The organism is Streptomyces sp. NPDC018045 (genome assembly GCF_044327445.1).
Classification (GTDB): Bacteria; Actinomycetota; Actinomycetes; order Streptomycetales; family Streptomycetaceae; genus Streptomyces.
Genome location: NZ_JBIRFL010000003.1, coordinates 595,368 through 620,793, shown reverse-complemented (window position 1 = coordinate 620,793; position 25,426 = coordinate 595,368). Strand labels below are relative to the sequence as shown.

Annotated in this window: 20 protein-coding genes, 1 tRNA gene, 1 other RNA gene and 1 pseudogene; 9 read left to right on the top strand and 14 right to left on the bottom strand. The window is 71.8% G+C overall.

The features are described from left to right. Positions 1-176: 176 nt before the first annotated feature. Entirely contained in the window at positions 177-1,013 is an 837-nt protein-coding gene (locus ACH4EB_RS10425) for a pentapeptide repeat-containing protein (protein ID WP_398346967.1), read from the top strand. 288 nt (positions 1,014-1,301) lie between these two features. Here ACH4EB_RS10425 and ACH4EB_RS10420 read toward each other — a convergent pair whose 3' ends face one another. From ACH4EB_RS10420 to ffs, 10 genes are all read right to left on the bottom strand, one after another. Then, complete coding sequence (locus ACH4EB_RS10420; RefSeq protein WP_398346966.1) at positions 1,302-2,243, bottom strand: SURF1 family protein; 942 nt, start codon at positions 2,241-2,243, stop codon at positions 1,302-1,304. Between the two features lie 59 nt (positions 2,244-2,302). Then, positions 2,303-3,595 (bottom strand): DUF4232 domain-containing protein, encoded by a 1,293-nt coding sequence (locus tag ACH4EB_RS10415; RefSeq protein ID WP_398346965.1) that lies wholly within the window; start codon positions 3,593-3,595, stop codon positions 2,303-2,305. Continuing rightward, a complete protein-coding gene (locus ACH4EB_RS10410) occupies positions 3,592-4,167 on the bottom strand; it encodes a SigE family RNA polymerase sigma factor (protein ID WP_030019634.1) in 576 nt (191 codons plus the stop codon). Before ACH4EB_RS10410 ends, ACH4EB_RS10415 begins: the two co-directional genes overlap by 4 nt. A 571-nt stretch (positions 4,168-4,738) precedes the next feature. Continuing rightward, a complete protein-coding gene (locus ACH4EB_RS10405; RefSeq protein ID WP_398346964.1) occupies positions 4,739-5,869 on the bottom strand; it encodes an aspartate-semialdehyde dehydrogenase in 1,131 nt (376 codons plus the stop codon). Then, the gene (locus ACH4EB_RS10400) at positions 5,866-7,137 is read right to left on the bottom strand and encodes an aspartate kinase (protein ID WP_003984653.1); all 1,272 of its coding nucleotides are present in this window, start codon (positions 7,135-7,137) and stop codon (positions 5,866-5,868) included. Before ACH4EB_RS10400 ends, ACH4EB_RS10405 begins: the two co-directional genes overlap by 4 nt. 294 nt (positions 7,138-7,431) lie before the next feature. Then, positions 7,432-8,097 carry a DUF5063 domain-containing protein gene (locus tag ACH4EB_RS10395; RefSeq protein ID WP_398346963.1) on the bottom strand — a complete coding sequence of 222 codons (666 nt, stop codon included), beginning with the start codon at positions 8,095-8,097 and terminating at the stop codon, positions 7,432-7,434. Continuing rightward, a complete protein-coding gene (gene recR / locus ACH4EB_RS10390; protein WP_398346962.1) occupies positions 8,090-8,689 on the bottom strand; it encodes a recombination mediator RecR in 600 nt (199 codons plus the stop codon). Before recR ends, ACH4EB_RS10395 begins: the two co-directional genes overlap by 8 nt. A gap of 159 nt (positions 8,690-8,848) precedes the next feature. Next, the gene (locus ACH4EB_RS10385; protein ID WP_106968753.1) at positions 8,849-9,205 is read right to left on the bottom strand and encodes a YbaB/EbfC family nucleoid-associated protein; all 357 of its coding nucleotides are present in this window, start codon (positions 9,203-9,205) and stop codon (positions 8,849-8,851) included. Between the two features lie 260 nt (positions 9,206-9,465). Then, complete coding sequence (locus ACH4EB_RS10380; RefSeq protein ID WP_398346961.1) at positions 9,466-12,192, bottom strand: DNA polymerase III subunit gamma and tau; 2,727 nt, start codon at positions 12,190-12,192, stop codon at positions 9,466-9,468. Between the two features lie 52 nt (positions 12,193-12,244). After that, an RNA gene (gene ffs, locus ACH4EB_RS10375) (signal recognition particle sRNA small type) lies at positions 12,245-12,343 on the bottom strand. 250 nt (positions 12,344-12,593) lie between these two features. On the opposite strand from ffs, the gene ACH4EB_RS10370 reads away from it, so the two are divergent. From ACH4EB_RS10370 to ACH4EB_RS10350, 5 genes and pseudogenes are all read left to right on the top strand, one after another. Then, positions 12,594-12,681: transfer RNA gene (locus tag ACH4EB_RS10370), tRNA-Ser, on the top strand. Between the two features lie 253 nt (positions 12,682-12,934). Continuing rightward, positions 12,935-14,347: a phenylacetate--CoA ligase family protein gene (locus ACH4EB_RS10365; protein WP_398346959.1), complete on the top strand. Its 1,413-nt coding sequence runs from the start codon at positions 12,935-12,937 to the stop codon at positions 14,345-14,347. After that, positions 14,344-15,534 (top strand): ThiF family adenylyltransferase, encoded by a 1,191-nt coding sequence (locus ACH4EB_RS10360; protein ID WP_398346958.1) that lies wholly within the window; start codon positions 14,344-14,346, stop codon positions 15,532-15,534. The genes ACH4EB_RS10365 and ACH4EB_RS10360 overlap by 4 nt, the downstream gene beginning before the upstream one ends. Beyond that, positions 15,531-16,529 carry a hypothetical protein gene (locus tag ACH4EB_RS10355; RefSeq protein WP_398346957.1) on the top strand — a complete coding sequence of 333 codons (999 nt, stop codon included), beginning with the start codon at positions 15,531-15,533 and terminating at the stop codon, positions 16,527-16,529. The genes ACH4EB_RS10360 and ACH4EB_RS10355 overlap by 4 nt, the downstream gene beginning before the upstream one ends. A gap of 239 nt (positions 16,530-16,768) precedes the next feature. Continuing rightward, a pseudogene (locus tag ACH4EB_RS10350) lies at positions 16,769-16,999 on the top strand (PIN domain-containing protein); the annotation flags it as partial. 233 nt (positions 17,000-17,232) lie between these two features. Here the strand turns inward: ACH4EB_RS10350 and ACH4EB_RS10345 are convergent. The 3 genes from ACH4EB_RS10345 to ACH4EB_RS10335 all read right to left on the bottom strand — a co-directional run bounded on the left by ACH4EB_RS10345 (position 17,233) and on the right by ACH4EB_RS10335 (position 20,487). Beyond that, positions 17,233-17,766, bottom strand: a complete 534-nt coding sequence (locus tag ACH4EB_RS10345) for a hypothetical protein (RefSeq protein ID WP_398346956.1) — start codon at positions 17,764-17,766, stop codon at positions 17,233-17,235. Next, positions 17,763-19,418: an alpha/beta hydrolase gene (locus ACH4EB_RS10340; protein WP_398346955.1), complete on the bottom strand. Its 1,656-nt coding sequence runs from the start codon at positions 19,416-19,418 to the stop codon at positions 17,763-17,765. The genes ACH4EB_RS10345 and ACH4EB_RS10340 overlap by 4 nt, the downstream gene beginning before the upstream one ends. A 283-nt stretch (positions 19,419-19,701) precedes the next feature. After that, on the bottom strand, positions 19,702-20,487 hold the full coding sequence (locus ACH4EB_RS10335; RefSeq protein WP_398346954.1) for a hypothetical protein: 786 nt from the start codon (positions 20,485-20,487) through the stop codon (positions 19,702-19,704). Positions 20,488-20,706: 219 nt separating this feature from the next. Here ACH4EB_RS10335 and ACH4EB_RS10330 point away from each other — a divergent pair, with 219 nt between their 5' ends. Together ACH4EB_RS10330 and ACH4EB_RS10325 are read left to right on the top strand one after the other, a co-directional pair. Then, positions 20,707-21,648, top strand: a complete 942-nt coding sequence (locus ACH4EB_RS10330; protein WP_398346953.1) for a DUF72 domain-containing protein — start codon at positions 20,707-20,709, stop codon at positions 21,646-21,648. 346 nt (positions 21,649-21,994) lie between these two features. Continuing rightward, on the top strand, positions 21,995-22,555 hold the full coding sequence (locus ACH4EB_RS10325) for a glycoside hydrolase family 25 protein (protein ID WP_398346952.1): 561 nt from the start codon (positions 21,995-21,997) through the stop codon (positions 22,553-22,555). A 93-nt stretch (positions 22,556-22,648) separates the two neighbouring features. Here ACH4EB_RS10325 and guaD read toward each other — a convergent pair whose 3' ends face one another. Beyond that, complete coding sequence (gene guaD / locus ACH4EB_RS10320) at positions 22,649-24,121, bottom strand: guanine deaminase (RefSeq protein WP_398346951.1); 1,473 nt, start codon at positions 24,119-24,121, stop codon at positions 22,649-22,651. 567 nt (positions 24,122-24,688) lie between these two features. Between guaD and ACH4EB_RS10315 the strand changes: the two genes are divergently transcribed. Further along, complete coding sequence (locus tag ACH4EB_RS10315; protein ID WP_398346950.1) at positions 24,689-25,279, top strand: CAP domain-containing protein; 591 nt, start codon at positions 24,689-24,691, stop codon at positions 25,277-25,279. Positions 25,280-25,426 lie beyond the last annotated feature (147 nt).

The following is a 25,426-nucleotide window of genomic DNA, read 5'->3' as shown; positions in this document are numbered from 1 at the left end:
CCCCCTCCCCGCCCCCGTGTCCCCCGTCACTCCCGCCCGTCCGGGACAATGGAGGTTCGTACGGATCGCGGCGGGCCCATGAGGGGGTCCGCCGTGGGGCAGGAGAGCGCTCCTGCTCATCATGGAACGGAGCGGGGACAACCTCCCGCTCGTCTTGTGGCAGGAGAGCACTCGCGGTGTCCCAGAAGCACGAAGTCCCCTCGGCCGGCGGCGACCGTCCCGACCTTCAGGCCGACTGCGGCAACTGCTTCGGCCTGTGCTGTGTCGCGCTGCCCTTCGCCGCCTCCGCCGACTTCGCGGTCGACAAGCCCGCCGGCAAGCCGTGCGCCAATCTCCAGGAGGACTTCGGCTGCGGCATCCACGCCCGCCTCCGCGACAAGGGCTTCTCCGGCTGCACGGTCTTCGACTGCTTCGGCGCGGGCCAGAAGGTCTCCCAGGTCACCTTCGGCGGTACGGACTGGCGCAGCGCACCGGGCACCGCACGGCAGATGTTCGACGTGTTCCCCGTCATGCGCCAGCTCCACGAGCTGCTCTGGTACCTGAACGAGGCGCTGACGCTGCCGCCCGCCCGTCCCCTCCACAAGGATCTCCGCCGCGCGCTCGGAGAGACCGAACGGCTCACCCGCGGCAGCGCCGACGCGCTCGCCGAGGTGGATGTCGCGGCCGTACGGCAGGACGTCAACGCCCTGCTGCTGCGCACCGGGGAACTGGTGCGGGCCACCGTTCCCGGCCGTAAGAAGAACCACCGGGGAGCCGACCTGATCGGCGCCCGGCTCAGGGGGGCCGACCTGCGGGGCGCCAATCTGCGCGGCGCCTGCCTCATCGCCGCCGACCTCAAGGGCGCCGACCTGCGGGCCGCCGACCTGATCGGCGTGGACTTCCGGGACGCGGACCTGAGCGGCGCCGACCTGACCGGCAGCATCTTCCTCACCCAGGCCCAGCTCAACGCGGCCAAGGGGGACGCGGCGACCAAGCTCCCGCCGGCCCTCAGCCGCCCGGCTCACTGGAAGTAGCGGGGGCACATTCCGGCGGAAGCGCGTCCCGGCGGGAGCGCACCCCGGCGGGAGCGCGTCCCGGCGGGAGCGCACCCCGGCGGAAGCGCGTCCCGACGGGAGCGCACCCCGACGGAAGCGCGTCCCGACGGAAGCGCACCCCGGCGGGAGCGCACCCCGACGGGAGCGCACCCCGACGGAAGCGCACCCCGGCGGAAGCGCGTCCCAGCGGAAGCGCATCCCGGCGGGAGCGCATCCCAGCGCGGCAACCAGGAGGGCGTGCTCCTCGGCCCGCCACTCCCTTCCGCCTCAGGTACGCGATACGGAGCCGGCGCCATCGCCGGAAGCCCCGGCCCCGGGCTCAGCCCCGGCCTGGGCCCCGGCCCCGGCTCGGGTCTCAACCCCGGCCCCGGAACCGGTGCTCCCGGAACCGGTGCCCGCAAAAGCACCGCCCCTCTCGCCCTCTCCCCCATCCGCCGGTACCAGCCCCAGCGCCACGTCCCTGGCCGCCTCCGCCTCCCGGCGGAAGAGCCGGAACCACATGAAGATCACGAACCCGGCGAACACGAACCATTCCCCGGTGTAGCCGAGGTTCTGGAACGCCTTCAGGTCCAGCCCGCTGCCCTCCGCCGCCGTCGGCGGTACGGCGACCAGCGGCGCCTGCGCCCTGGTCACGGTGATCCAGGCGTCGTACACGTCGTACGGGACGATGTTGACCAGCGACGCCGCGCTGATCATGCCGAGCTGCCCGGACGGCAGCCCGCCGTCCGCGTGCACCCCGTCGGTGCCCTGATTCTCCGACGCCTGGAGGGCCCCGGTGACCGTCACCTCGCCACTCGGCGGCGCGGGCACCTTCGCCCGGACGTCCGGCGCGTTCGCGTCGCCGGGCAGCCAGCCCCGTACGACGGGCAGCGCCTTGCCGCCGTCCGTGCGCAGCAGCGTCAGCACGTAGAAGCCCTGCCGCTCGTCGAGCCGGCGGTCCGGTACGAGGAGCTGGTGCCCGGTGTCGTAGCGGCCGGTGGCGGTGGCCTGGCGGCCGGAGGTGACCTTGTCCACCGGCAGCAGCTCGCCCAGTGGCCGGGCGGCCGCGGTCTTCGCCTCGGCGGACCGGTCCTCCTGCTGGTGGTGCGTATCGACACGGTCCTCGAAGCGGCTCAGTTGCCAGCTACCCATGAAGATGCAGAAAGGAATCGCCAGTACGGCGAAGACGTTGATTCCCCACCACCGCGGGGTCAGCAGGAATCGGTACACAAGCCCAACGGTACGGGGAGCGCCGCCCGGACCGGACGGCGGGGCCGCACCGCCCTCCGCTACTGCGCCGGGAGGGCTTCGGTGCGGTAGACCGTTCCGGCGCAGGCGTCCGGGAGCTTGGCGTCCGCCGCGGCGGGCTCGCCGGCCTCCGGCGTGTGGTTGAGCACGATGCCGCCCGGCGGGTTGGAGCCGCCGCCCGGGGTCCCCTCGTCGCCACCGGCCTGGCCGCCGCCGCCCGTGGTGCCGCCGCCGTCCGCGCCGGAGGACGCTGAGGCGCCCGGCGAGGTCTCACCGGGTGCCTTGGAAGGCGCCGGGGTCGGTGACGGGGGCGGCGCGGTGCAGCCGGTCGTGCCGCCGCCCTCCGCCGGGACCCACGCGAACTTGACCTCGTACGCCTCGCCCGGCTTCAGCACGAGCTGGTCCGGGGTCGTGATCGGGTCGGGCAGGGCGGGGGCCGCGTCGCCCGCCGTGTGGTCGACGACACTGACGCGCGAGCTGTCCGTACCGCCCTGGGCCTGCACGCCGAGTTCGCCGCCGCCCTCGACCGAGCACGCGCTGTCGGAGGTGTTCACCACGCGGAACGAGCCGTAGACGCGGCCCTGTGTGTCGGCGGGGCCGACCGAACTGACACCGTTGCCGAGCTGCGCGCGCGAACAGGCGGGCGAGGTGACGTCCATCGTCCCGGTCGGATAGGGCGTACTGACGCCGGGGCCGGGCTGTTTGCCGTGCGACTCCGGGCTCTTGCCGGGGTCGGCGGGCTTGCCCTCTTCGGTCTTCTTCCCGCCGTGGCCGGCCGGCGGCTTGCCGCTGTGCTCGGTGCCCTCGCCGTGCGTGCCGTCGGTGCCGCCCGGGGTGCGCTGCGTACTGGCGGCGTTGGCGGGGCGGTCCTCGGGGCCGTCGGCGAAGTCGGCCACATGCACCATCGCGGGGATGGACGTGCCGCCGAGCAGGATGGCCGCGGCGGCGCCGACCAGGGCGTGGCGGCGGCGCCGGCGGCGGGCCGGTACCGCGCGGCGCAACTGTTCGAGCGAGTCGGGGGCGGGTTCCAGGTCGCCGACGGCGGAGCGCAACAACCGCCTCAGCTCGTCCTCGCCCACGCTGCCGCCGGTGTCCTGTCCGGCCTGTCCGGCCTGCTGCCGTTCCTGGGACCCGTCCTGTGCGTCGTCCGTGCCGTGCGTGCCTTGCGGGTCCCGCGGGTACTGCGTGCCGTGCCGACCGTGCTCGTCCTGTGCTGCGTGCCGACCGTGCCCGTCCTGCGTGTCCTGCCGGTGTTGCGGGTGCCGCGGCTCCCCCTGGTCACGGGAGTTCCGCGGGCCTTGCGGATCGTACGGGCCGAACTGCTTGCCACTCATGCGGGAGCCTCCATGGCGACGCGCAGCGCCGCGATACCCCGTGAGCCGTACGCCTTCACCGAACCGAGCGATATCCCCAACGTCTCGGCGACCTGGGCCTCGGTCATGTCCGCGAAGTACCGCAGGACCAGGACCTCGCGCTGGCGGCGCTGCAACCCCCGCATCGCCTTGATCAATTGGTCGCGCTCCAGGAGGTCGTACGCGCCTTCCTCGGCGCTCGCCATGTCGGGCATCGGCTTGGAGAGCAGCTTCAGCCCGAGGATGCGGCGGCGCAGCGCCGAACGGGAGAGATTGACGACTGTCTGGCGCAGATAGGCGAGGGTCTTCTCCGGATCGCGCACCCGGCCCCGGGCGGAATGCACCCGGATGAAGGCTTCCTGGACGACGTCCTCGCACGAGGCGGTGTCGTCCAGCAGCAGCGCGGCCAGGCCCAGCAGTGACCGGTAGTGCGCGCGGTAGGTCTCGGTGAGATGGTCGACAGTCGTGCCCGCAGCCATCGCGTCGTCAGTGTCCCCACGCTGAGGGGAGATCTGCGCGGGCTGCGCGGCGGGCCACGGGGCGATCACCGGCATACCCCCGGGCATGCGGGGCCGCAACGGCCGCACTGCTGTGCCGCCGGAGCCCCCAGGGGCGATCGCGATGCCGAATACCTCTGCCACGCCTGTTGGACACGTTTCCCCCCATCAGGGTTGTACGCGCACGACACCGTCTTTGACGGCGGGTCAAATGCCCTCATGCGTACCAGCTCTTCCCCAATACCCCATTTGTCCCGTAGGTCCATGGACACCCTCCAGGGGCGGCCACAAAGACGCTCCCCGCCCAACTACCGGTTGCAGTAAGGGGGGAGCGAATAGTCGAACACGGCGTCGGGCCAGTTCAAGTGGTTTGGACCAACGAGTCGCTCACAGGACCTTCACACAACTCACAAGGTATCTCCTGAGCGGATCAGCGACAGCACCAATCGGGTCACCACCTGCCCCGAAGCGGCGCTCCTCGGCCACGATGCCCCTCCCCGGCCATCGAGCGTCGCATATCGGGCCCGGCCGCCGCACGCCGGGCCCCGGCCGCCGCGCGCCGGGCCCCGGCCGCCGCACGCCCGGGCATGGCCTCGGCCGGGACCACCCGGCCGCCGCCGTGCCCGTCCTACGCCACCATCTCCGCCGCGACCACCTCGGCGATCTGCGCGGCGTTCAGCGCCGCGCCCTTGCGCAGGTTGTCCCCGCACACGAAGAGTTCCAGCGCCCGGGGGTCGTCGAGGGACCGCCGTACCCGCCCGACCCAGGTCGGGTCCGTGCCGACCACGTCGGCGGGCGTGGGGAACTCGCCGGCCTCCGGGTCGTCGCAGACCACGACGCCCGGCGCGGACGCCAGGATCTCGTGCGCCCCGGCGACCGTGACCTCGTTCTCGAAGCGCGCGTGCACGGTCAGCGAGTGCGTGGTGACCACCGGGACCCGTACGCAGGTCGCGGTGACCCGCAGGTCCGGCAGCCCCAGGATCTTCCGCGACTCGTTACGGACCTTGAGCTCCTCCGAGGACCAGCCGTCCTCCTGGAGGGACCCGGCCCACGGCACGACGTTGAGCGCGACCGGCGCCGGGAAAGGGCCGAGCGTGTCGCCCATGGCCCGCCGTACGTCGCCGGGCGTGGTGCCCAGTTCCGTACCGGAGACGGCGGCGAGCTGGGAACGCAGCGTGTCGACGCCGTCCTCGCCGGCGCCCGAGACGGCCTGGTACGAGGAGACGATCAGCTCGGTGAGCCCGTACTCGGCGTGCAGCGCGCCCAGCGCGACGATCATCGACAGGGTGGTGCAGTTCGGGTTGGCGATGATGCCGCGCGGGCGCATCCGCGCCGCGTGCGCGTTGACCTCGGGGACCACCAGCGGCACGTCCGGGTCCATCCGGAACGCGGCGGAGTTGTCCACGACCACCGCGCCCTTGGCCGCGGCGATCGGCGCCCACTGCGCCGAGACCTCGTCCGGTACGTCGAACACCGCGATGTCGATACCGTCGAAGACCTCCTCGTCCAGCGCGCGGACCTCCACCTCCTCGCCCCGCACGGTCAGCCTGCGGCCGGCCGCGCGGGAGTCGCCCCTGCCCGAACGCGATGGAGGGTTCGGCGGGGAAACCAGCCGGATCTCGCCCCAGATGTCGGCCCGCTCGGAGAGGATGCCGAGCAGTACCGAGCCGACGGCGCCGGTGGCGCCGACGACGGCGAGATGCGGCCTGCGGGCCGCGCGGTCACCCGCGCGGCCCGTACCCGTGACGGGTGTCGTCATCGACCGGTGCCGCCGTACACCACGGCCTCGTCGCTCTCGCTGTCGAGGCCGAAGGCGCTGTGCACGGCCTGCACGGCTTCCTTGACGTCGTCGGCACGGGTGACGACCGAGATGCGGATCTCGGATGTCGAGATCAGCTCGATGTTCACGCCCGCGTTGGACAGCGCCTCGAAGAAGGTCGCCGTCACGCCGGGGTTGGTCTTCATGCCCGCGCCGACCAGCGAGATCTTGGCGATCTGGTCGTCGTAGCGCAGCGAGTCGAAGCCCACCGACGCCTTGGTCTTCTCCAGCGCCGCGACGGCCTTGCGGCCCTCGTCCTTGGGCAGCGTGAAGGAGATGTCGGTCAGACCCGTCGAGGCGGCCGACACGTTCTGCACGACCATGTCGATGTTGACCTCGGAGTCCGCGATGGCGCGGAAGATCGTCGCGGCCTCGCCCGGCTTGTCCGGGACGCCGACGACCGTGACCTTCGCCTCGGAGGTGTCGTGCGCGACGCCCGAGATGATCGCCTGCTCCATGGGCTGGTCCCCTTGCGGTTCGTTGCTGACCCAGGTGCCGCGCAGTCCGGAGAAGGACGAGCGGACGTGGATCGGGATGTTGTAACGGCGGGCGTACTCGACGCAGCGGTGCAGCAGCACCTTGGAACCGGAGCTGGCCAGCTCCAGCATGTCCTCGAAGGAGATCCAGTCGATCTTCCGGGCCTTCTTCACGACCCGGGGGTCGGCGGTGAAGACACCGTCCACATCGGTGTAGATCTCGCAGACGTCCGCGTCCAGCGCCGCGGCCAGCGCGACGGCGGTGGTGTCCGAGCCGCCCCGCCCCAGCGTGGTGATGTCCTTCTTGTCCTGCGAGACGCCCTGGAAACCGGCGACGATGGCGATGTTGCCCTCGTCCACGGACGTCTTGATGCGGCCGGGCGTGACATCGATGATCCGTGCCTTGTTGTGCACGGAGTCGGTGATGACACCGGCCTGGCTCCCGGTGAAGGACTGCGCCTCGTGACCGAGGTTTTTGATCGCCATCGCCAGCAAGGCCATGGAGATCCGCTCTCCGGCGGTCAGCAGCATGTCGAACTCGCGCCCCGACGGCATCGGGGACACTTCCTGCGCGAGATCGATCAGCTCGTCCGTCGTGTCGCCCATCGCGGAGACCACCACAACCACCTGGTTGCCGTTCTTCTTGGCCTCGACGATTCGCTTGGCAACGCGCTTGATGCCCTCGGCATCCGCAACGGATGAGCCGCCGTACTTCTGCACGACAAGGCCCACGTGCGCTCCTCGCAACTGTCTCTTCGGGAGTTTCCTCCCGGACCCCCGGAAAGGGGGTACTGCGGTCGGCTCAGTCTAACGAGCAGGCGGAATCCGCCTCGCCAATACCACATGGTGAGACACAGCGCTCACGTCACGAACGTCCGTGGACCGGCGTGGGCGCGCCGTTGCGCCCGCTCGGCCAGCGCATGCCCGCTTCTCACAAGGGCACACGGAAAGGTAACCCAGGTCACATCGGGCCCGGTGTCCGGCCGGGCGGCCCGTGCGTGGCGCGTACCCGGCCGCACGGCCGTCTCACACCCCGCGCAGCCCCAGCGGCCCGGCGATCTCCGCCGCCATGACCTTGCCAGCCTCCTCGGCGAGCCGTTCCTCGTCGCCGTCCGCCGCGTCGCTGTCCGTGTCCAGCCCGTCCAGCTCGTCCAGCGGCTGGTCCAGCCGTACGTGGGCGACCAGCGACTGCAACGCGCGCAGCGCCGCGCTCGCCGTCGGCCCCCAGTTCGACAGATACGAGAACTGCCACCACCACAGCGCCTCGCTGACCCGCCCCGCGCGGTAGTGCGCCAGGCCGTGCCGCAGATCCGTGACGATGTCCGCCAGGTCGTCGGAGATCCGGCACGCGACGGGCACGCTGCGCGGTACGTACGGGTCGAAGACCTCGGAGTACACGTCCACCGGGTCCAGCAGCCGCGCGAAGCGCTCCCGCAGGTCGTCGACGTCCGGTTCCGGGCCGACGTCCGGCTCGTACCGCTCGTCCGGCACGATGTCCTCGTGCGCCCCCAGGCGGCCGCCGGTCAGCAGCAACTGGGACACCTCCAGCAGCAGGAACGGCACGGCGCTGTCCGGCTCGTCGCCCTTGGCCACCTCGGTGACCGCGACGATGAAGCTCTCGATCGAGTCGGAGATCTGTACGGCGAAATCGTCCGGATTCCGCGTGGCGTCGTGCAGCGTGGCATCAGACATCGAGAAGTCTCCTCCCTTCGAAGGCACGCCCGAGCGTGACCTCGTCGGCATACTCCAGATCGCCCCCGACGGGCAGTCCGCTGGCCAGCCGCGTCACCCGAAGGCCCATCGGCTTGACCATGCGCGCGAGGTACGTGGCCGTGGCCTCGCCCTCCAGATTCGGGTCGGTGGCCAGGATCAGCTCGGTGATCGTGCCGTCCGCGAGCCTGGCCAGGAGTTCCCGTATCCGCAGATCGTCGGGGCCCACGCCCTCGATCGGGCTGATCGCCCCGCCGAGCACGTGGTAGCGGCCGCGGAACTCCCGCGTCCGCTCGATCGCCACGACGTCCTTGGGCTCCTCCACGACACAGATGACCGCACGGTCGCGGCGCGGGTCCAGACAGACCCGGCACTGCTCGTCCTGCGCGACGTTGCCGCACACGCTGCAGAACCGGACCTTCGCCTTGACCTCCATCAGTGCGTTCGCGAGCCGGCGGACGTCGGTCGGCTCGGCCTGAAGAATGTGGAAGGCGATCCGCTGCGCGCTCTTGGGACCGACGCCGGGCAGCCTGCCCAGCTCGTCGATCAGGTCCTGGACCACGCCTTCATACACGGAACGTCTTCTCTCTCTTCTGCCGTGCTGCGTACGCTAGTTGGCTCCTCCCCGGAAAGGGAGCCCCATCCCCCGACCACTTCGGCCCCGAGGTTCCGGAACGGTGGTCCCGGAACCCGTGCCGACAGACGAACCGGAGCCGGTCTCTCCCGGCCCGGCTCAGAAGGGAAGGCCGGGAATGCCCCCGCCGCCCAGCCCCTGGGCGAGCGGGCCGAGCTTCTCCTGCTGGAGCTGCTGCGCACTGGCGTTGGCGTCCCGTACCGCGGCCAGGACGAGGTCCGCGAGCGTCTCGGCGTTCTCCTCGGCGGTGCCTGCCTCGGGGTCCACCGCCTTGGGGTCGATGACCAGGCCCTGGAGCTCACCGGAGCCGTTCACGGTCGCCTTGACCAGGCCGCCTCCCGCCGAGCCCTCGACGGGCGTCTCGGCCAGCTCCTGCTGGGCCGCCGCGAGATCCTGCTGCATCTTCTGGGCCTGCTGGAGTAGCTGCTGCATGTTGGGCTGACCACCGGGGATCACTACGTGACTCCTGCCGTACGACAACAATTGGTGCGGTAGCCCGAGCCTACGTGCTCGAACGGCGCGACGCCCTACGCCGTACGGAGGAGCACGGCCGTGCGCCCGGACACCGGCGCGCGGCCCCGTCCGGGGAGGCTCCCGAGACCCCGCGACCCCCACGGCACACGGGCCCGCCGCTGGGCCGGGCTCAGCACTCGCCGGGGATGCTCCCCGGGCCCCGCGATCCCCTCGGCTTACGGGGCCCGCCGCCCGGCGCGGGCTCAGTACTCGTTGTTGAACTCCTCGACCACCGTCGCGCCCAGCTCGCGGACGATCAGGTCGTGTCCGCTCAGCGCGGAGTCGACGAGGTCGGGGTCGTCCTCGGCGGGCATGTCGTCCTCGATCGACACCGGCGCGGGCTCCGGCTCCCGGTACGCGGGCTCCGCGGCGCCACCGCCCGAGGGCCCCGAAGCGCCTGCTCCGGACCCGTGGGAACCACTGGAGCCGCCATGGCCGCCGGTGCCCGCACGGCCGCCACCGGCACCGGACGCGGCGCCCGTCGGAGCCACCGCCTGCCGCGCCATCTGCGCGCCCTGGCCGCCGCCCGGCGCACCGCCGCCCCCGTCGTACCCGGAGCCGCCCGGCGCGCCTCCGGACGGGCCGCCCGGCCCGCCCTGGCCGCCGCCCTGCGCCGGAGCGCCGGAGGGGCCACCGCCGAAGCCACCGCCACCGCCGAAGCCGCCGCCCTGGGGCGGGCCCCCGCTGGGGGGGTTGGTGCCCCCGGACGGGTCGACGATCGCCTCGACCTTCCACTGCACGTTGAACTTCTCGGCCAGCGCCTGCCGCAGCACGTCCTCGCTGCCGCCGTTGGCGAAGCTGTCGCGGGCGCCGGCGTTCGGAAAGCCGATTTGCAGCGTCGTGCCGTCGAACCCGGCGACCTGCGCGTTCTGACTGAGCAGGATCCAGGTGAAGCGCCGTCGGCCCTTCACGGCCTCCAGGATCTCCGGCCAGAGCTGCCGCACCTGCGCGGCGCCCTGCGCCATGCTGCCGCCGCCCTGCGCGGGCTGCTGCGCCTGCTGAGGCTGCTGGCCGTGCTGTACGGGTACGGACTGCCCCGCGGCGGACGGCCCGCCACCGGGCCCGGCAGGGCCTCCAGGCCCCCCGGCCCCGCCCGGACCGCTCTGCCCCGGCGCCGCGGCCGTGGGCCACCCACCGGGCTGCCGTCCGGCCGCGCCCCCGGCTGCCTGCTGGCCGGGCCAGGCCCCGGGCTGCTGCGCACCGCCGCCCTGGCCACCGGACACACCGCCGGGTCCCTGCTGGCCGGGCCAGGCTCCAGGCTGCCGCTGCCCGGCCCCCTGGCCACCGCCCTGACCGGGCCAGGTCCCGGGCTGCGCCGCCTGCTCGGCCCCCGGACCGGCACCCGCGCCGGCGCCCGTACCTGCTCCTGCTCCCGTACCTGTTCCCGCGCCCGCACCCGGGTTCGCGGCTGCCGGCCAGGCGCCCGGCGCGGCGGCAGCCGCAGCCTCCGATCCAGCGGGTTCCGCGTGTGCGGCGCCGGCGGGCGCGGCACCAGAGGGCGCGCCGGACGCGTCCGCGCCGGGGCCCCCGGGCACGGAGGCACCCGAACCCGCACCGGCGGCCGCCGCCCCGGCTCCAGTGCCGGGCCCGGATCCGATCCCGGACCCGGTTCCGCCACCATTCACCCCCCGCACCGCGGCGCGCGCGGCAGCGGGTCCGGCCGGACCGGCGGGCGGCGTGACCGCATGGGCGCCGGGCCCCGGCACGTACTCGACCTCGGGCCCGCCGACGCCCGCCGTCACGGGCCCGCCGAGGCTCAGCCCGGCCGTGCTCGCCCCGCGCTCCAGGCGGTCGAGGCGGGCCTGCACCGAACGCTCGTCGTCGTACGCGGCGGGCAGCAGCACCCGCGCGCAGATCAGCTCCAACTGGAGGCGCGGCGAGGTCGCCCCCCGCATCTCCGTCAACCCGGCGTTGACCAGGTCCGCGGCGCGCGCCAGCTCCGCACCGCCGAAGACGGACGCCTGGGCCTGCATCCGCTCGACGACATCGGCCGGCGAGTCGATCAGGCCCTTCTCCGCCGCGTCCGGCACCGCCGCCAGGATCACCAGGTCCCGCAGCCGCTCCAGCAGGTCGGCCACGAACCGCCGCGGGTCGTTCCCGCTCTCGATGACCTGGTCCACGACCTCGAAGGCCGCCGCCCCGTCGCCCGCGGCGAACGCCTCCACGATCGAGTCCAGCAGCGATCCGTCGGTGTACCCGAGCAGAGCGGTGGCCATGGCATAGGTCACACCGGCATCCCCCGCGCCGGCGAGCAACTGGTCCATCACCGACATCGAGTCACGCACGGACCCGGCCCCGGCCCGTACGACCAGCGGCAGCACCCCGTCCTCGACGGGGATGTCCTCCTGCCCGCAGACCTCGCCCAGGTAGTCGCGCAGGGTCCCCGGCGGCACCAGGCGGAACGGGTAGTGGTGCGTACGCGACCGGATCGTGCCGATGACCTTCTCGGGCTCGGTCGTGGCAAAGATGAACTTCAGGTGCTCCGGCGGCTCCTCGACCACCTTGAGCAGCGCGTTGAAGCCCGCCGACGTGACCATGTGGGCCTCGTCGATGATGTAGATCTTGTACCGGCTGCCGGCCGGCCCGAAGAACGCCTTCTCCCGCAGCTCACGCGCGTCATCGACACCACCGTGCGAAGCGGCGTCGATCTCGATCACATCGATGCTGCCCCGCCCGTTACGGGCAAGATCCACACACGACTGGCACTCCCCGCACGGATCGGGAGTGGGACCTTTCTCACAGTTGAGGCAGCGCGCCAGGATCCGCGCACTGGTCGTCTTGCCACAGCCACGCGGCCCGCTGAACAGATACGCGTGGTTGACCCTGTTGTTCCGCAGGGCCTGCTGGAGCGGATCGGTCACGTGCTCTTGCCCGATGACCTGAGCAAAGGTCTCGGGGCGATAGCGGCGGTACAGCGCGAGGGACGACACGCATACGACGATATCGGCCCGCACCGACAACCGGCCCGCCCCCGAGCCCCGGAACGCAAACGCCCCCCACGCACCCGCCAGAGCTCACTTACCCTTGCTGCCTTCCGGCCCTGGGGGAGTTCGGTGAGATAGCGCCACGTGAGGGGCTGCGCCCAACCCTAGCGGATCCCCCACCCCACGCACGACCCCACCCCGCCCCAAGATCCCTCCGACCCCCCTCCACCGACTCACGTCGGCCACTCCGGCCCGCCTCCACCGGCTCATGCCAGTCCCCCCGGCCCACCTCCACCGGCTCATGCCGGTCACTCCGGCCCCCTCCACCGGCTCATGCCGATCGCTCCGAGCCCCCTCCGCCGGATCATGTTCGCGAGCACCCCTCAACGTCTTGTATTGTTTGCGGCGGAGGATTCGCCTAGTGGCCTAGGGCGCACGCTTGGAAAGCGTGTTGGGGGCAACCCCTCACGAGTTCGAATCTCGTATCCTCCGCCAGTGCCTCACCGGGCACTACGTCGAAGGCCCCTACCGTTCGCGGTGGGGGCCTTCGTCGCGTTCTCACCCCCTGTTGTCGTGGTTTTTGTCCACAGGGGGTGTCGCCGGGGTCCCCAGATGGCTTTCTCGATCTTCCGGGCCGCATGTCGCGTCGGCCGCGTACGTCACCCGCTTGGCCCCTGGGGTGTGGGCGGCACCGGGGGCGGAGCTTAAGGTCGTGGCCAGCGAGAGATGCGGGGCTTTGATGTCCGTCTTGACCACTCCGGCCGCTGGTGACTGGCCACTGCAGCTCTTCCGGCGGGCGTCGGTGTCCGTACCGGCGTATGCGGACTTTCTGCGCAGCCGCGGCTGTGACCCGGCTCTGGTGGTGGAAGCTGCCGACTTCGGTCGTGTTCCGGTCATGACCAAGGAGAACTATCTGCGGTCGGCTTCGCTGGCCGATTTGATGTGGGACGGCAGTCTCGGCGGTGCCCGCCTGGTGGCGTCCAGTTCGGGGTCGAGCGGCGCCCCGTTCTACTGGCCCCGGGACGAGGAGAGCCTGCGGGAAGCCGTCGACCTCAACGCACCCTTGTTCGATGCCTTCGACTGCCGTGCCCGGTCCACTCTGTGCGTGATCTCTTTCTTCATGGGTACGCACGTGGCGGGCACCGCCCAGCTTGAGGCGGTTCTGCGTCTGGCACAGCGGGGTTACCGGCTCACAGCGATCTGTCCCGGCATCGATGTCGAGGAGAATGTGCGGGTCCTGCGGGACGTCGCTCCCGGCTTCGAACAGGCAGTGGTCATGGGCTACCCCGCCCTCATCAAGGATGTTCTGGTCGCCGCCTCCGCCGCCGGCGTACCTCTTAAGCCGCTCGGACTCCGCCTGGTGTTCTCGGGCGAGAGCTTTTCCGAGAACTGGCGCGACAGCGCCCACCAGGCGGCGCAGACCACCGATCCTCTCGCCGGCTCCCTGGCGATCTACGGCTCGGCGGACACCGGGGTCATCGGCGTCGAGTCCCCGCTGACCGTGTGCGTCCGGCGCGCCGCGGCGCAGGATCCGACGCTGTGCGAGGCGCTGTTCCCCGGTGCAGGTGCGTTGCCCGCGCTCGTGGAGTTCGATCCGCGATACCGCCACATCGAGGACGTCCGCGGGGATCTCGTCCTCAGCGCGCGCAGCGGTCTGCCGCTGATCCGCTACCGCATCGGTGACGCGGGCCGGGTGCTGTCGATGACGGCTTTGGCCGAGGCGATGGCCCGGCATGGTCACGAGGTGCCCGCGCGTCTTGTCGAGTGCTCGACAGGGCACTTCGTCGCACTGTACGGACGCCGGGATGTCGTATGCACCTTCTACGCGGTCAACATCTACCCCGACAACATCAAAGAGGCGCTGGAACGGGCCGATCTGGTGTCCAAGGCATCCGGCAGGTTCCTCCTCGGCAAGGAGGCCGCGGAGAGCGGCGAGCAGTTCCTGCGCCTGCGGGTGGAGCTGGCGCCGGGCACCGCACCGAGCCCGCCGCTTCAGCAACGCATCGGACGGGCGGTCGGCGAAGCGCTGCGGACGACCAACGCGGAATACCGGAAGCTGGAGGAAGCGATGCCCGGTCGGTGCCTCCTGGATGTGACCGTGCTCCCGCACGGTGATCCGGCCTTCGCACGCACCGGCAAGAGCCGGCGGATCGCCCCATGACACGCCATGGTGCGCGGCCGTCGGCCGGCGTGCGTCTGTACGACATGTCGCGCCGCCAGGACGTCGCGGCCTTCGAGGAGCTGCGGGCCTGCGGGGAACCGCCGCACGAGGTGGACGCCCTCGCCGGCATCGTTGAGGAGCTCTTCCGCACCGAGTTCCCCTTCCTCGCCGCCGACTCCCCGTACTACCAGGTCACCTACCAGCGCTACCTGGCTTCCCGATGGCACGGCGGCGACCTGCGCCGGGCCGGCGTGTGGGCCTACTTCCCGTGGCGGCGCACGGCCGTGCATCTGCCGGACGAGACGACGTTCTCGCGGCTGCGCACGGCACGTAACCGCGACCTGATCACGCAACAGGAGCAACAGCGCTACCACGCCGCCCGGGTGGGGGTGGCCGGGCTGAGCGTGGGCATGTCCGCGGTCATGACACTGGTCGGTACGGGAGGCGCGGGCCGGCTGCGCATCGCCGACCCGGACACCCTCGCACTGACGAACCTCAACCGGGTGACGGCCTCGGTATGCCACCTCGGGCTGTCCAAGGCCACACTCTGCGCCGAACGCGTGTGGGAACTCAACCCCTTCCAGCACATCGAGATGTTCGACGGCCTGTCCGACCGGACCGCCGAGGACTTCTTCGGCCGCGGCACCGACAGCCTCGACCTGCTCATCGAGGAGACCGACGACCTGCGGGTGAAAGCCCGCGCCCGCTTCACCGCACGCTCCCGGAAGGTGCCGGTCGTCATGGCGACCGACAACGGTGACAACGTTCTCGTGGACGTGGAGCGCTATGACCTGGAACCGCGACGGCCGCTGTTCCACGGCGCGGTGGACCAGGAGCGGCTGCGCCGGCTGCCCGAGCGCCTCACGGATGCCGAACGCGTCCTCCTGGCCGACGCACTGGTGGGGCCGGATGTGACCGTACGGATGAAACTGTCGTTGCTGCAAGTGGGCACGCGCCTGGTCGGCTGGCCGCAACTCGGCACGGCGGCCACCCTCGCCGGTGCCGCGCTGGCCTACACGGCCCGGCGGATCCTCACCGGCCAACCCATGCCGTCCGGCCGGTACGCGGTTGATCTGGACGCGGCTCTGGACGTCGACCACCACGCCCCGCAGGCGGTGGCCGAGCGCGAACGCGTCGACGCCGAGTACACCGCGAGCATGCGGACACTGTTCGGGGACGCGCCGTGACCAAGGAGCCGGACCGGTATCCCGCAGATGGGACCCTCCGGGACAAAGTGCGCTTCCTGGCCCAGGTCGCGGGCCGCGCCCCTTCTGCCCACAACGCGCAGCCCTGGGCCTGCAAGCTCATGGGCAACGCACTCCACATCGGCCGCCATGACGCCTACGCGCTGGATGCCGGCGACCCCACCCGGCGCCAGACGGCGCTCTCCCTCGCCATGTACATCGAAGCGTTCGTCGTGGCGGCCCACCGCTGGGGTATCCACGCCCGCGTGACGTGCACGGCGCAGGTCCCCGGCGACCACACCATGGCGGTGCTGCACCTCACCGCCTGCCCCCCGGCCGGAGACTGCCCCCTCTACCGGGCCATCCGGCAACGGCACACCGACCGGGGACCCTACGCGCCGCTGAACAAGCCCCCCTGGCCGGACTCCACCGGCCTGCCGGACACCGGCGCCGATACCCGGCTCTTCCCGATCACCGACCGGGAAGCCGTGGAGAGGATCGGCGCGCTCGCGGCCGCCGGACTCGCCACCGCCCTGTCCCTGCCCTCCCTGCGCCGCGAACTCGCCGGACTGGTGCACTGGCACGGAGAGCCCGTCCTTCGGGGGATGGCCGTGGAAGCGCTGCTCCCCGGCGCCGAACCGCACGCCATACCGGCCTCCCAGTGGTTCTTGGAACACACGCGCCCCGAGCAGGCGGCCGAGGCCGTGCGCACCGTCTACGCGACCGCGCCGGGACTGGTCATGGTCGTGGCGACCAGGGCCGACGATCCGATGGCCTGGTGTGACGCGGGCCGCGCCGCCTACCGGGTCCTGCTGCGCGCGGCAGCCGAGGGGTTGGCGCACGACATCCAGGCTGGACCAGTGGAAGCACCTGCCTTGGCGACCCGCCTCGCGACCGAGCTGGAACCCGGGTGGCGGCCACAGATCCTCCTGCGGATCGGGCACCCGCTCACCCCTCAACGCATCGCCTCCGTACGCAGACCCGTCACATTGGAGTGATCACATCACCTGCCCGCCGCTTGCTCGCGATGCCGTCACATAAGGGGCAAGGCTCCGGCTCGCGGCTCCGTGTCCGTGGCGGTGTCCGTGGCCGCGCCCGTGGGGACCTTCTCCCGGTCCCTGGAGCTATAGAGCGTGTTGCCCGATGGTGGGCGTCTGGTCTGATTCCGTCTTCCGTCGGGTCAGGTGGCGCGCCGGTTCGGGGTGGTTTCTCGGTGAGGCGGCGGGTCATGAGGTCGGTGATCTTCGGCTGGGTTCCCGTCGACGACCGCGCGTACGACCGCGCCTGGCAGGTCCAGGAAGCCCTCACCGAGCAGGGGAAACACCGAAGTGCCGGAGCTGTCGACCTGGTCGTCGCCGCGACCGCGGAGCTGCAGGGGCTCACCCCGCTCCATCGCGATCACGACTTCGAGTACATCGCCGCAGTGACCGGGCAAGCCCTCCAGTGGTACGGCCCGGAACACGGCAAGCAGGTCAGGAGTGGCTGCGGTTCTGGTCGCGTTCACCGCCGTACGACATCGTTCAGCAGCCCCCACCCGACCGAGTCGACTGCCCCGCTACAGGCGGCGTCGCGCCCGTGTAGATGCGGGGCAGGGCGGCTCGGGACAGAGGGTGACTGTCGAGTTCATCGCCGCGTGCCCGGTGAGTGACGGCCAGGCCCGCCTGGGTACGGCCGGAAGCTGTCGCCCAACTCCGCAGCCGTTCAGAACTGTTGCTGCTTCGCGTCCGGGGGGAGGAAGCAGGAGGTGCTGACGGAGAGGCGCAGGGTGTTCGGAGGCTTGACCGTGTCGGCGATGATCAGAAACTTTTCGCTCGGGTGCTTGCCGTAGAGGGTCACCTTTTGGGCGTCGGCCTCCTCCGTGTAGTCGGAGACGTCCACACCGCGGTCCTTCAGGGTCGCGCGCAGTTTCCGGACGGCCGCGATGTGCTGGGCGCGGGGCAGCTGGGCGTACACGGTGTACGTGAGGCTGAACCGGCCGTCGTCGGCCACCTCGTCGTTCTTGCCGACGCACGCCTCGTAGTCGGTGAACGGGCCGGGGCCATCGGCGATCTCCACCTCTGCGTAGTGCGCCATGGTCGAGGTGTAGTGCTTGGCCCAGGCGAGGGCGTCGGCCCGGCTCTTGCGCGGCAGGGGGGCGTTGATGTGTTCGGACGGCTGGGACACGCAGGCTCCGGTGAGCAGGAGGGACAGCAGGGACAGGACGAGCAGGACGGGGGAGAACGGGCGGCGGCTCACGGGTGCGGTCCCAGCGGGATGTCCGGGCGGTCCGGATCGTTGAGGGGTGGCTTGGGTGCGGGGCTCGGCGAGGAGCCGGCGATGATCTTTCCCTGGTTGGCGAGGCTCTGGCTGGGGCCGCTCTCCGTCTCGTCCCAGTAGCCGCTGTGCCCCTCGGTGTCGACCTTGAACCGCTGCCCGCCGAACGTCTCCGTGACGGCGGGGTCCGCGCCGAGGGTCGCGCCCGCGGCCCACTTGATGCCGTCGTCCTCCGCGCGGCCGACGTACACGTGGTCGGGGTCGATGTTGAGTTCGTCCGCCTTCCGTACGGTCATGCCGGGGCTGCCGACCACGGCGATGTCGTCGGCGCCCAGGCCCCCGTCGTGCGCGGCGGCGGCGCCGACCACGGTGGAGCCGTAGCTGTGGCCGAGCACGGTCAGGTGGGCCGGGTCGCCCTGGTGGGAGGCGCGCAGTCCGTGGGTGAAGTTCCGCAGGTCCGGTGCGGCGTCCTCGGCCCGTCCGGTGCCGGCGACGGAGAGGTTCGCGGCCTGGGAGACGGGGATTTCCGGGGTGTCGTAGCCGAGCCAGTAGACCATCGACGTGCTCGCCGTCGGGTCCTCGCGCATGGCGGCCCGCTGAAGCTTGTCCATGCGGTCGAGCTGTCCGCCGGTGGAGTCCATGGTGGTGTCGGTGCCGGGCACCTGCACGCCGACGTTGTCCGCCGTGTCGGGGTTTCCCTGGGCGATCACGGCCTGGCCGTCGCCCTTGGAGTCGAAGTCGAGCAGGAAGAGTTCCTTGCGACCGGTCTCCCCGTCCCGTTTGTCCATTTCGCGTTGCAGCGTCTGGAGGTTGTTGAGGCGCTTGTTGTAGTCGTCGGTGGAGTACTTGTCGTGGTACTCGTAGTTCTCCATGCCGCTCAGTTCCTGCTCCAGGGCAAGCCGGTTGGCGTCGTCCCGCACGTCGGAGGGCAGGCCGTCGACCTTGCCGATCACCTCCGGGTGGAGGGCGGCCAGGGAGGCGCGCTGCTCCGGCGAGAGGTCGTTCCACCACTTGGCGGCTTCCTTGGGGTCCTCCGGCGCGACGGGCGCGGCCAGCAGGTCCACCTTCTTGCCCAGTTGGGCGACGTCGTCCCGGGCCTCGCCCGCGGAGTCGTCGATATTGCCCTGGAGGATGTCGCCGTCGAGTACGGCGAGGTTCTTGGCGGCCTCGTCGTCGGCGTCCTTGGCGTCGTCGAGGGCGATGTCGATGTCCCGCTGATAGGTGTCCATCAGCATGGACAGGGAAGCACGGTCAGCCTGGGCCTGGGTGTCGTCGCCGGCCGTGGCCTCCTTCTGGCTCGCCGACGCCTCCAGTTTGCCGTCGTCCCGGACGACGAAACCCTCGGCCTCGGCGCCCTTCACGCTGTCGCGCAGGTTCCGCTGGGCCTCCTGGAACTTGGCGTGCGCGAGGGTGAGGACCTCGGCGATGGCCATCGCTTCGGTACGGACGATGCCGAATCTTTTCTCCAGGTCTTCGAGGAAGAAGAGCGCCGCATTGGCGTCATCCCCTTCCCACTGGGCGTGCAGCGGCCCGGTCACCTTGGCCCGGTGCTGGTCGTTGAGCGTGTCCATGGTGGTGGACAGCTTTCGCCACGCCGCGGCGGATTCCTCCAAGTCGGAGAGGTCCTGTTTCAAGAGGCGTGTGTAGGTGGAACTCACGTGAACTTTCCCCCGTTGGGGCGGATGGTGGCCGTGGCGATGCCATGAGAGGCCCGGGCGGCGGTGGACGGACCGACAGTGGTCCGGGCGGCCGCGAACGGATCCGGTAGAGACACGGACGGCGGCGAACCGGCTCGGCAGCGAGACGGTCGGTCGCCAACCGGCTCGGCAGCGGGACGGTCGGTGGAGAAGGGGCCCGGACGGGAAGCCGGGCGGCCGGGCCGCAGGCGCGGGGCCCGGGGAGCCCGGCAGGCGGGGCTCACCCGAAGGGCGAGCCGTCGGCCGGGGCCGACATGGGCTTGGCGTTCGCCATGTCCTCCGGTGTCCACTTCGCGCCGGGGTCCGGGCCGGTGTACGCGGGGCCGCCGGGGCCCGGCGGCCGGCTCGCGCCGGGCATGGGATGGGTGCCCTCGGAACCGGCGGCGCCCGGCCCGCCGATGGCATCCCCCGGACCCGGCAGACGGCTCGCTCCCGGCATCGGGTGGTGGCCCTCCGAACCCGCCGCACCCGGCCCGCCGATGACACCCCCCGGTCCCGGCGGACGGCTCGCTCCCTGCATCGGGGAACTGCCCTCGGAACCGGCGGCCCCGGGCCCGCCGATGACACCCCCCGGTCCCGGCAGACCGTTCCCGCCCGGCATCGGGTGGGTGCCCTCCGAGCCCGCCGCGCCCGGGCCGCCGATGACGCCCGGGCCGCTCGCGGGCGCGCTCATCGATTGCAGCCCCGACTGGGTCTGTGCCTGGTCGCCGGTCTTCTCGAAGTCCCGGTAGGTGTCCTGTTCGTTCCACTCGTGGCCGGACGCGCTCGCGCGGAGGTTGTTCGCGCCCGACTTCGCACGGGCGCGCATCCCGTCCAGGGAGGGCTTCCAACTGTCGGCGACCTGCTGGAGGGCCGTACCGATCGACCAGCCCTGGAGCGACCGGGCGGCGTCCTTGGACGTGGAGAGCGCCTTGTTGTTCGGGGCCTTCATGTCGTCCGCTATCGCGTCCTCGGCCTGCGCGGACGCGCGCAGCTCCGCAGGGTCGACCGCCGTCTTACCGGACACTCGCGTGCCACCCTTCCCCCGTACTTGTCATGATCCCGGCACATTATCAACACCCACCGGCCGCCGGGTCCGGGCTCAGCAGCAGGAGGGTGGGGCCGACGGTAGCCCGGGTCGCCGGGTCACCCCGATCACCCGGACCACCCGGATCACCCGGACCGCCGTCGACGGGCGCAAGCACGCCCTTCCGTTGCTCGGCTCTCGACGGGGTAGCCGGGGGGCATGGGTGAGATTTTGGTCGGGACGTGTTCGTGGACGGACCGTGCGCTGGTATCGAGTGGGTGGTATCCGGCGGTGCGGCGGGATGCCGAGGGGCGGTTGCGGCATTATGCCGGTCGGTTTCCGGTGGTCGAGGTCGACGCGACGTATTACTCGATGCCGAGTGAGCGCAACAGCCGTTTGTGGACCGAACGGACGCCGGAGGGATTCCGGTTCGATGTAAAGGCGTTTTCGTTGCTCACCGGGCATCCGACACGGCCGGCCGCGTTGCCCGCCGAACTGCGGTCCGCGTTCGCACGGCACAGGGAATATGCCGACGCGGACGACGGTGGACTGCTGGACGAGGTGTGGCAGCGGTTCAGTGGGGCGGTGGAGCCGCTGCGGAAGGCCGGGCGGCTCGGCACGTTGCTGTTCCAGTTTCCGCCGTGGTTCGCGCCGGGCGCGCGGGCGGAGGCGTTTTTGAAGCGGTGCCGGGAGCGGACCGCAGGGTGGCCGGTCGCGGTGGAGTTCCGGCACCCCGAGTGGTGGCGGGACGAGAAGCGGCAGGCGTCCACGGCGGCGATGCTGGCGGAACTGGGGGTGGCCACCGTGGCGGTGGACATGGTGCAGACGTTGCCGGTGTCGATACCTCCGGTCACTCCCGTCACGGACGACCGGCTGGCGGTGGTGCGCTTTCACGGGCGTAATTCCGCGTGGGGCACCGGGAGCAAGGAGGAACGGTTCCGGTACGCGTACACGGAGGAGGAGTTGGCGCAGTGGGTTCCGCGCCTTCGGGGAATGGCGGAACGGGCCGAACTGGTACACGTGCTGTTCAACAACTGCTGTGCGGACGCGGCCGTACGTGCCGCGGAGTCGATGCGGACGTTGCTCGGGCTGCCCGAACCCGAAGGACCCGAACCCGAAGGACCCGAACCCGAGGGGCCCGGACCCGAGGGATGGGAGTGACCGTTCTGGCACAAGGGGCGGAGTGATCGCCTCCTTCGGGGACGGAGCGACCGGCCTCCGCAGGGGACGGAGCGTCCGGGCCCCTCAGGGGGCGGAGTGCAGGGTGGGGGCGCACGTGAATGCTCCGGCGGGGTGCGGCGGTCGGGATGAGGACCGGGAAGTGTGGGGAATGTATGAGGGAGGACGCACTGAGGAGGGTGTGACGGGCGGGAGTTCGTCAGGGCCCGGTTCAGCGTCGGATGTCGGCTCTGTGTATTCCATCCCCGGTCGGTTGTGGGTTTCGCCCTTAGGCCCTACCGCTGATTCCGTTTGCCCCGCTCCCCGCTCCCCTCCCGAAAGGCTCCCCATGCTGCACGGCGTAGATATCTCCGCACACAACACCTCGTACGATGCGAAGGGTTTGGACTTCGTGTTCGTCAAGGCGACCGAGGGGCGTTCCTACGCCAGTCCGCACCGGGCGGATCAGGTGGCCAAGGCCCGGAAAGCGGGATGCGTGGTCGGCTTCTACCACTTTCTGTGGCCCGGGAACATCGAAGCCCAGGCCAAGTACTTCATCGAGAAGTGCGGGGCGAAGGAAGGCGACCTGCTGGCCGCCGACTGGGAGACGACAAGTTCCGGCACGCACGCGAGCGGGGCGCAGAAGGACCAGTTCCTGCGGGCGGTGAAGAAGCTGGCGCCGCACCACCGCGTACTGCTGTACACCAACGTGTCCTTCTGGAAAGGGCACGACACCACGTCGTACGCCGCGGACGGGCTGTGGATCGCCGACTACGTCAGCCCCGGCAAGCCCCGCATCAAGGGGAAGTGGCTCTTCCACCAGCACACCGACCACCCACTGGACAAGAACGTCGCACAGTTCGAGAACCGTGACGCGCTCAAGAAGTGGGCCGCCCCGGGGAAGGAGTAAGGGCGCGGGCAGGGGGGACCGTGTCACCCGGCGTACGGGCGGGACGGGCGGGGGCACGGTCCCATCCCGGCGCACGGAGTGTCCGGCCGGTGATCAGGTGGCTGGGCTGTCTGGTCCCGTTGCGTGCGGTGGTGTCGTGTTTCGTTCGTAGGCCGGTCGGCCCGCTGTGTAGGTGGCTCGGACGGTGCGGTCGTCGCCGAGGATGCTGAGGGCGAAGAGGAGGTCCTCGATGGACTCGGCGCGGGCGGTGCGGGCGGCGAGGAGAGGGGTGGCGCGTGGGTCGAGGACGGTGAAGTCGGCTTCCTGACCGGGGGTCAGGGAGCCGATGGTGTCGGCCAGGCCCAGGGCCTCGGCGCCGCCGCGGGTGGCGAGGTAGAACGCCTTGACGGCGTCGAGGGCGTAGGCGCGCAGCTTGGCGACCTGGTGGGCGTCGCGCATGGTCTGGAGGAGGGCGAAGCTGGTGCCGGCGCCGATGTCGGTGCCCAGGGCGACGGTGAGCGGGTGGTCGCCCTCCTTGGCCTCGCGGAGGGGGAAGAGCCCGCTGCCGAGGAAGAGGTTCGAGGACGGGCAGTGGGCCACGGCCGTGCCGGTGCGGGCGCAGCGGTCGCGTTCGGCGGGGGTGAGGTGGATGCCGTGCGCGAGGACGGTGCGGGGGCCGAGCAGTCCGTAGTGGTCGTAGACGTCCAGGTAGCCGTCGCGGTCGGGGAAGAGGGAGCGGACCCAGGGGATCTCGTCGCGGTGTTCCGAGACGTGGGTGTGCAGCAGGGTGGTGGGGTGGTCGGCGCGCAGGGCGCGGGCGGCTTCGAGCTGGGCGGGGGTGCTGGTGGGGGCGAAGCGCGGGGTGACGGCGTAGAGGTTGCGGCCCTTGCCGTGCCAGCGCTGGATCAGGTCCAGGGATTCGTCGTACGCGCGCTGAGCGGTGTCGAGCAGGCTGTCGGGGGCGTTGCGGTCCATCAGGACCTTGCCCGCGGCGATGCGCAGGTCGCGCCGGGACGCCTCTTCGAACAGGGCGTCGGCCGATCCGGGGTGTACGGAGGCGAAGACCAGGGCGGTGGTGGTGCCGTTGCGCAGCAGCTCGTCGCAGAAGGAGGAGGCGACGCGGCGGGCGTGGGCGCCGTCGGCGAAGCGCTCCTCGGTGACGTAGGTGTGCTCCAGCCAGTCCGGCAACTGGGCGCCGAACCGGGCGACCGCCTCCTTCTGCACGTAGTGCGTGTGGGCGTCGACGAAGCCCGCGGTGATGAGGTGACCGGGGTAGTGGACGGGTTCGGTGCCGGCCGGCAGCCGGTCGCGGAGGTCGGCGTACGGGCCTGCGGCGGTGATCCGCCCGGCCTCGCAGATCAGCAGGCCGTCGGGGTCGTGGACAAGGGCTTCCGCGTTTCCGGTGCGGAAGGGGTCGGCCCGGAAGCGGACGAGGGGGCCACGGACGGCGGTGACGGGGGCGGCCGGGGTGGCTGCGGATGTGGGAACGGTTGCGGTCGTGGGCGTGGCTGCGGTCGCGGGGGCGGCTGCGGCACGGGGTGCGGCTGCGGTCGTGGCTGCGGCAGGGGGCGTGGGCGTACTGGTCATGTGCGGGCGGGTACCCGCTCGGGGCGGGGATGGATCTGACGTACGTCAGCGGGGTGGGCCGCCGGTACAGCCGAACGGGTCGGGTATCGGCCACGGACGACAGAGGCGGGGGCGAGGACGGCAAGACTGTCACCGGGCCGGGAGTCGGGACGGCGCCGGGTCGGGAGCCGGGATGGTGCCGGGTCGGAAGCCGGGGCGGCGCTGGTCCGGGAGCCGGGGCGGCGCTGGTCCGGGGCCGGGTACGGCACCGGGCCGGGAAACCGGGACGGTGGCAGGCCGGCACCAGGCCAGGAGCCGGAACGGCACCGGGCCACGAGCCGGAACGGCGCCGAGCCGGGTGACGACCGGGTCGACCGGCCCGGCCGGATCACCACAGTCGGTGACCGGCAAGGAACGTCGGAACGTTGAGGAACGTCGAGGAACAGGGGCCGAATGCGCGGGAGTGCGGACGGGATCGCGGGCCGGGACGCGGCGGCGGGGGCGAGTGGGCGGCAGGGGCCGGTGGCGAGCGGACGGCGGGGGCGCGGAAGAAGGTGCGGGCGGCCGGGGCGCGGAGCGGGCCGGAGGGTGACGGCGTGGTACGCGGTGCGAGTGGCCGTGGCGGTGCTGATCTTGGTGGCGCTCGTGGTGGGCGGGCCGGCCGTGGCGACGCCTCCGGGCGCGTACGTGGCCCGGCCGGGCACCGTGGGCCCGGCCCTCGCGGCGCAAGCGGCTCACGGCACCCACGCGCTCGAAGCCCCCGCCCTCACCCGCCTCCCCCGCAACGCCGGGGCGACCAGGAAGGCCGTCGTGCGCCTGGTCAACCGCGAGCGGGCGAAGGCCGGCTGCCGTCCCGTACGGGCGCACCGTACGGTCACGAAGGCGGCCCAGCGGCACAGTGACCACATGGCCCGCGAGGGGTCGCTCTCCCACCGGGAGCACGGCGGTTCGGGGCCGGGCAGCCGGCTGTCGGCCGTCGGGTACGACTGGCGCCGCGCGGGCGAGAACATCGCGCGCGGCCAGCGTGGGGCCGCCGAGGTGGTCCAGGCGTGGGCGCACAGTCCGGAGCACCAGGTGGTGCTGGCGGACTGCGCGTTCCGGCACGCGGGAGTGGGGATCAACAGCGGCACCGACGACCGCGGCCCGTGGTGGACGCTGCTGCTGGCCCGCCCTGTCTGAAGGCCCCGTGCCCGGGGCGTACGGTCCCTGGGCCGGGCGGTTCCTGGGCCGTGCGGTTCCGGGCCGGGCCGGGTGCGGGCATCTGCCGCGCCCGCCCTGCCCCGTAGCCGTGACAGGAGCCCCGCCGCCGGTCCCGGCACCGAACCG